This window comes from Elstera litoralis, assembly GCF_000963705.1.
Taxonomy (GTDB): Bacteria; Pseudomonadota; Alphaproteobacteria; order Elsterales; family Elsteraceae; genus Elstera; species Elstera litoralis.
The window spans coordinates 1-5,367 of the sequence record NZ_LAJY01000569.1; the positions used below are offsets into that span (position 1 = coordinate 1).

Genomic DNA, 5,367 nt, shown 5'->3' on the forward strand with positions numbered 1-5,367 from the left:
CACGACCGTCATGGCGGCGCAAGCCCGGCTGCGCACGGCGCTCGGTCTGCCGCCCACGCCCGGCGAGGACGATCCGCAAACCCAGGCGATGATTCGCGGCATGGTCGAAGGGCTCGCCGCCCGGCTGGAGCAAACGCCCGACGATCTTGCCGGTTGGCAGCGCTTGGCGCGGGCGCGCGAGGTTCTTGGCGAGTCAGAGGCGGCGATTGCCGCGCACCGTCAGATCGTCCGTCTTGCACCGCAGTCGGTCGATGCGCTGCTGGGGCTGGCGCGGGTGCTGTTTCCGCCCTCGGCCACGCTCGCCGGGCCGGTGCCGCCGGAGTTTTACGCTCTGATGCGCCGGGTGCTGGCGCTTGACCCCAATCAGCCGGAAGCCCTGTGGTTCGCCGGGTTGGACGCGGCGCAGCAAGGGAATAAACCCGAGGCGCTGGCCCATTGGCGGCACCTGCTGGCGCTCTTGCCCAACGATGCGCCGCCGCGCCAGCAGTTATTGCAAGAGATTGAACGACTTCAGCCATAACGAACGTTTTCGCACCTGCAAACGATATGGTATGACGGTTCAAACCAAACGGGCAGAATGCCATGTACGGCGGTGTAGAACACGGACCTGAGAATACCTACCGGGCGGAAGATTTGCTCGGTGCAGCCGACCCTGTTCGGCTTGGGGATGATCTTGTCTTCGTCGCGGGGGCGCGTGAGCTCGCGCAAATCCCGAATTATTTCGCGACCGAACGCCGCAGTTTCGACGATCTCGATTTGGGCGACGGCCTCGCGTTGTCGGCGGCGATGATTCAAGATTTGGCCGAAAGCTTTTCGATCACCGGCCAGTCGGGCGAGATGGTGGCGGTGCTGGAACAGGCGTCGGGCACGGTCACGCTGAAGCGCCCCGGCCAGCCGCGCCGCCCGGCGCAGGGGCAAGAAGAGCTGCTGGGCGGGGATCTGCTCGAAATCGCCACGCTCTCCCGCGTTAGCTTGCGTCTTTCGGATACGACCCGCATTGAGCTTGGCGGGCGGGCTCGTGTGCGCGTCGACCGGCGGGTGTTGCTGCCGGGGATGGATGGGCGGCGGCGGTTGGCCTCGGTCGAACTCACGCTCTTAACCGGCACTTTCTTTGCGCGCACGGCCCCGACCGGCCCGCAGCCGCCGGTTATTTCGCTGCGCACGCCGCTCGGCACCTTGGCGTGGAGCGATGCTACCCTGGGGGGACAGATTCTGGTGCCGAGCGCGGTCGATATGATGGCCGTGTTGGGCCGGGCGAAGGGCGCGACGGGGATCATCACCCTCATTGGCACGCAAGGCCCGCAGGCGATTACCGAGTGCCCGGCGTTGGTGGCGCTGGAACGCAATGGCCGCGCCCGCGTCATTCAAGCGCTGCTGACCGTGCGCGAGTTGGATGCGACGCTGTTTTCCCGCCTCATGCCGTCGCGCGGGCTCGGGCAACTCAGCCTCGATCAATAAGGCGCTTCTTCCCAAAACCCCATCGGCGTTACGACGCTTCGAGTGTCCCGCCCGTCCCGCGCACGGCCTCGTCGACCGCGAGGCGGAGGCGCTGGGAGCGGTCGGACACATCGTCGGCGGCATTCAGCAGATCGAGAACATTCGCGCCGCCGCGAATCGCCGCCGAGCCGACTTCACTAATCCCGTCGCGCACTTTCCGCGCGCCCGAGGCCATGCGCTCGACCAGGGCCGCGACCTGCGTTGCCGCGCCCTCGTGATCGTGCAGAATGTAAGAGACTTCCTTCGTATTGCTCTGAAGGTCCTGGATCTGCCGGAGAATCTCGGCGATGACCCCGGTCATCTCGCCGGTGACGGACTGAATGATGGCGATTTGTGCGCCAATATCCTCGGTTGCCTGGGCCGTGCGGGTGGCGAGCGATTTCACCTCGCCAGCAACGACCGCAAAACCTTTCCCCGCCGCCCCAGCGCGCGCCGCCTCGATGGTTGCATTCAGCGCCAGGAGATTGGTTTGCCCGGCGATTTCGGTGATAAGGGTCGACACGTCGCCAATCGCGACCGCTGCTTGCGTGAGGCCTTCCATCGTTCGTTGCGCCGTCTTACTGGCCCCTTGGGCAACCTCGGCGGCCCCGACGGCGTGAGTGACGTGGGTCGAGATTTGTTGGACCGATTTCACCAAGCCGCCCGCCGCCGCCGCCGCGCGGTCGCCGTGGCTGGCGGTTTCATCGGCGGCATCCGAGACGAGCAAGGCCTGTTGATTGGCCGAATTGGTCACTTCCGCCAACCCTTCGCCCGGTGGCGCGCAGGCGCTGCGCCGCCGAGGTCAGATCGTCGAGAAGCCAGGCGCTGTTCTGTTTCAAGCGCTGGGTGACGGCAGCGGCGAGCACGAGCCCGGCTTGATTGGGGGCCTGCGCCGGTTGCGCCGCCGCGCTTTCCTTTTGGGTGAGGCGCTTATCCTGCGCCGCCGCTTGCCGCCGGGTCAGTAGGGCCAGTCCGGCGACGGCCGAGCTTGCGGCGACGGCAGCGGCTAGCAGAACGATCAGCCGATGGGTGGGGTCCGCCAGCAGGCTGGTCGCCACGCCCGCAGGCAGCAGAATCGCGACGATCAGCAGCAAGCCGGTTTGGACGAGAAAGGGCGTAAGCATGGCAATCGGCCTTCAAACCAAGAATGGCCCCCAAGATGACCGATCCGCCCGCAGCAGAGAAGATTAAATGCAACCGGAAAGGTTTTTCGACAGCCGGGCAGGTGCGCGCATCAGGATACTCCTTGGATTTCCGGGGGACGCCAGGCGATGACGCCCGCCGTGCGTGCGCGCACTTCCGGCGCGGCAAGGCAGGTGGCGACGGCCTCATAGCCGGGCGCGCCGGGATAAGGCGCGACGCGCGTCGGCGGGCTGTGATTGGCCGGACAGAGAAGAATCGCCTCATCGGCCCCGACATCGGCCAAATCCAGAATCGTGCAGGAGCGGGTCATTAAGAACAGCGGGCGGGCTTGCGCGCCTCGGCGACGGAGGTGGGCGATCAGTGCCGCTTGGGTCGGGTGATCCAACCCGTCTTCGACCATGTCGACAATAGTGAAATCGGGGCCTTCCGCCTCCAAGCCAACCAGCAGCACAACGAGCGCGTCCGAGATCACCGCGCCCTCCTCGACAAGCCAGAGCAAGCTCGCCTCGACGCGCGCCGTGAGCGCTGGGTCGCGCGCTAAACGCGCTTGCGCCTCCTCTACCGACGCTCCAAGCCGAGAAAATCGGCGTTCGGGAGTGTCTCGGCCAAGCGGCGGGCAAAGCGGGTCTTACCGCTGCCGAGCGGGCCGACGATGTAGTTCAGCGCGCGAATGTCGGAGAGTTCAAACCTTTCGCCGCCCCACGGCCACGGCAGGTCGAAAGCAACGCTGATGTTGCGCTGCGCCGCCAGCACCGCCGCCAAAGCCCCGACGGGGGGAGCCCGGCCCAGGGCGAGGTCGGCCCGCAGATCCCGCAGTTTCGCCAAACGGCCCGCAAGGTCGTGGGCTTGGCTTTCGAGCCGCGTTTGATGCGCCGCCAGCGCCGGTGCCAAATCCCGCGCGTCGCCCGTCAGAACCCGCGCCACTTGGGCAAGGCTAAGTCCAAGCGCGCGCAAGGCCACAATCTCGGCGGCGCGCCCCATCGCCGCCGGATCATAGACGCGCCAGCCGACCGCCGTGCGGCCCGGTGTGAGCAAGCCGCGCTGCTCGTACAGCCGCAGGGCCTTCGCCGAAACGCCGAGGCGTTTGGCGGCGGTGGACGCGGTGAGACAGGCGGTAGACGATTTCATGAAACACCTCGGTGACGGTTGACCACCCCTCTTATCGCGGCAGCCCTAAGGGCCAGGTCAAGCGGCTGGAGGTTTTCCCGCTCCCGCGCGCCGCGCTTGACAGGGGCGCGAAATCGCGGCATCTGTGACATGTCAGATAGAGGCCTTGCCATGTCAACGATTCTTACCCTTCCCACGCTCGGTTCCGATGAAAACGGCGAAAGCCTGGGCGACCGCGCCTATCAGGCCATTCGCCGCGCCATCATCACCTGCGCCCTGCCGCCGGGCTCCGAGGTCTCGGAAACTCAGCTTGCCACCCGCTTCGGCTTCGGCAAAGCCCCCGTGCGTGCCGCCCTGTCGCGTCTGGCGCAAGACCGGCTGGTGCGCGCCCAAGCCCGGCGCGGCTGGAAGATCGCCCCGGTCACGCTTCGCGACGTGCGCGATATTTTCGATCTGCGCCAACTGCTCGAATCCGAAGCCGCGCGCCTTGCCGCAGGCCAGGTTGCCGCCGACGAGCTGACCCGGCTCGATGCCGCCTGTCAGGCGCGCTACGTGCCGGGCGATCCCAATAGCGCCGATAGTTTCCTTGCCTCCAATCGCGAGTTCCATTTGCTCATCGCCCGCCGCTCCGGCAATGCCCGGCTGGCGGCGATGCTGGAGCAACTGATGATGGAATCAGAACGGTTGCTGCATATCGGCCTCGCCCTGCGCGACCGGACGGACGAAATCAGCCACGAGCACCATTGCCTAATCGACGCGCTGGTGGCGGGCGACAGTGTGGAAGCCGCGCGCATCGCCGCCGAACAGGTAAGCGATTCCTTCCGCATGGTCCGCGACGCCATTCTCTCGTCCGATCCCATCGATACCCTGTCCATCCGCCTGGAGACCCGGTCATGAGCCTTGCCGCCCTCATTCAGTCCGTCACGGTCGAGCTGGACCGCACCGATGCCGAAAGCCTGCCCGTGGAGCGGCGGATTGCCGCGCTGTTACCGCCGGTTTTGGCGCAGCCCGATATTTTGGCGGGGGCCGATGTGCGCTTCGATCCCAAGAACTATTCGGTCACAATTTTGCACGTCGCGCCGGAGGGGCGCTTTTCGGTCTGTGCGATTGCCTGGATGCCGGGGCAATGGTCGCGCATTCACGATCACCGCGCTTGGTGCGCTTTGGGCGTGATCGAGGGGAGCGGGGCGGAAGAATTCTACCGCCTGCGTGCCCTTGTAACCCAAAATGGTGCCAGCGATCCGATTGCCGAAGCCACCGGCGGGCGGGCTTTGAGCCAGGGGATGACCAGTTTCGCCGCCCCCGGCCCGCACGGGGTTCACCGCATCGGCAACCCCGGCCCGCAGCCGATGATCTCCTTGCATATTTATGGCTGCAACCTTGCCGAATGCGGCACCTCGGTCGATCATTGCTTCGACGCTTGAGAGCTTAGATCATCGACACACCGCGAAACGATTGAAAGATCGGGACAACACGCCGACATATAAGGCAGAGTATGAACCGGCTTTCGGTTTTGGCCGGTTTCATTTGGCCAGTCTCATTTGGCCGGCCTCATTTGGCTTGTCTCAAGGATGCGTGTGTGTCGATGACCCGTTCCGCCCTCACTTTTCCGGCCCGCCCGGATGCACACCGCCCCGCGTT

The 5,367-nt window shown here is 65.8% G+C and carries 8 protein-coding genes; 4 read left to right on the forward strand and 4 right to left on the reverse strand.

All coding sequences use genetic code 11. The features are described 5' to 3' along the window. Positions 1-520 (forward strand): tetratricopeptide repeat protein (locus VZ95_RS25940; RefSeq protein WP_332308123.1); only part of this gene is annotated, 520 nt, incomplete at its 5' end. Positions 521-582: 62 nt separating this feature from the next. After that, positions 583-1,458, forward strand: coding sequence for a hypothetical protein (locus VZ95_RS17555; RefSeq protein WP_045777012.1), 876 nt, complete (start codon positions 583-585; stop codon positions 1,456-1,458). A gap of 28 nt (positions 1,459-1,486) precedes the next feature. Here the strand turns inward: VZ95_RS17555 and VZ95_RS17560 are convergent, their stop codons facing one another. The 4 genes from VZ95_RS17560 to VZ95_RS25950 all read right to left on the reverse strand — a co-directional run bounded on the left by VZ95_RS17560 (position 1,487) and on the right by VZ95_RS25950 (position 3,747). After that, entirely contained in the window at positions 1,487-2,230 is a 744-nt protein-coding gene (locus VZ95_RS17560) for a methyl-accepting chemotaxis protein (protein ID WP_198148372.1), read from the reverse strand. Further along, a complete protein-coding gene (locus VZ95_RS17565; RefSeq protein ID WP_045777013.1) occupies positions 2,178-2,600 on the reverse strand; it encodes a hypothetical protein in 423 nt (140 codons plus the stop codon). The genes VZ95_RS17560 and VZ95_RS17565 overlap by 53 nt, the downstream gene beginning before the upstream one ends. Before the next feature lie 110 nt (positions 2,601-2,710). Continuing rightward, positions 2,711-3,118, reverse strand: coding sequence for a hypothetical protein (locus tag VZ95_RS25945; protein ID WP_198148373.1), 408 nt, complete (start codon positions 3,116-3,118; stop codon positions 2,711-2,713). A gap of 59 nt (positions 3,119-3,177) precedes the next feature. Further along, the gene (locus VZ95_RS25950; protein ID WP_198148374.1) at positions 3,178-3,747 is read right to left on the reverse strand and encodes a MerR family transcriptional regulator; all 570 of its coding nucleotides are present in this window, start codon (positions 3,745-3,747) and stop codon (positions 3,178-3,180) included. Positions 3,748-3,897: 150 nt separating this feature from the next. Here VZ95_RS25950 and VZ95_RS17575 point away from each other — a divergent pair, with 150 nt between their 5' ends. Continuing rightward, positions 3,898-4,623, forward strand: a complete 726-nt coding sequence (locus VZ95_RS17575; RefSeq protein WP_045777014.1) for a GntR family transcriptional regulator — start codon at positions 3,898-3,900, stop codon at positions 4,621-4,623. After that, complete coding sequence (locus VZ95_RS17580) at positions 4,620-5,150, forward strand: cysteine dioxygenase family protein (protein WP_052711907.1); 531 nt, start codon at positions 4,620-4,622, stop codon at positions 5,148-5,150. Before VZ95_RS17575 ends, VZ95_RS17580 begins: the two co-directional genes overlap by 4 nt. Positions 5,151-5,367 lie beyond the last annotated feature (217 nt).